1 protein-coding gene and 1 rRNA gene are annotated in these 777 nt (G+C 32.6%); one reads left to right on the forward strand and one right to left on the reverse strand.

The features are described from left to right. Positions 1 to 83, forward strand: a 5S ribosomal RNA gene (gene rrf / locus FDM27_RS15980); the annotation flags it as partial. 82 nt (positions 84 to 165) lie between these two features. On the opposite strand, the gene FDM27_RS15985 is transcribed toward rrf, so the two are convergent. Beyond that, entirely contained in the window at positions 166 to 393 is a 228-nt protein-coding gene (locus tag FDM27_RS15985; RefSeq protein ID WP_255510576.1) for an endonuclease III domain-containing protein, read from the reverse strand. Between the last annotated feature and the right edge of the window lie 384 nt (positions 394 to 777).

The following is a 777-nucleotide window of genomic DNA, read 5'->3' on the forward strand; positions in this document are numbered from 1 at the left end:
CTCTTCCCATCCCGAACAGAGTAGTTAAGCCCGCCTGCGCAGATGGTACTGCAGTTTTGTGGGAGAGTATGTCGTCGCCTTTCTTTGAAAACCCTATCCTAATCAGATAGGGTTTTTTGTTTTTATACTGTCCCGTCCTGATACAGAATGTTGACTATAATTACTTTAAATGGATTTTTTGGGATATTTACAAACTGAATTTATCGGGCATTCTGAACATTTGGGCTTCGGTCTGCATATTTCTCTTCCTAAGAATGAAATTACCATGCCGATTTCGTTCCAAATTTCTTTTGGTAAAACAGCCATTAATTGTTTTTCTGCTTTTAATCCGTCTTTTGTTGGATTAATTATTCCGATTCTTGGAACTACCCGGAGAACATGAAGGTCAGTCATGGTTGATTATTAAGACTTCGTAATTAGTTTAGCTTTCTTATAATGTATCTTTAAGATGATTTCTGTATAAGTGAGTTAATGTGTATTAATGTTGTTTTAAAGAAGTGTTTTTTGGATTTTGTGTTGGGTTTTAAGTTAAAAATCGAAATTAAAAGTTTTTTTTTTGTTCTTGGAAAAGCATGTTTGGAGTGATAAAAGGATTGAGATTGCTCTATTAATCGTAAATTACTTAAAAAACTCTATTTATAAAGATAAGATTTTCAGTTGATTAAAAAATACTTTCAAAATAGTTTCGAAAAGTTATTGTCAAAACGAATAAAGGTTCTACTTTTGCACCCGCAACAGCGCAGACGTTCTTTAAAATACTGACAAACATTAAATCTA

Origin of the sequence: Flavobacterium sp. GSA192 (genome assembly GCF_006386525.1) — a bacterium.
Taxonomy (GTDB): domain Bacteria; phylum Bacteroidota; class Bacteroidia; order Flavobacteriales; family Flavobacteriaceae; genus Flavobacterium; species Flavobacterium commune.

What these genes read in the sequence shown, in the direction of transcription:
- FDM27_RS15985 (WP_255510576.1), bottom strand. Translation starts at nt 393, where the DNA reads ATGACTGACCTTCATGTTCTCCGGGTAGTTCCAAGAATCGGAATAATT.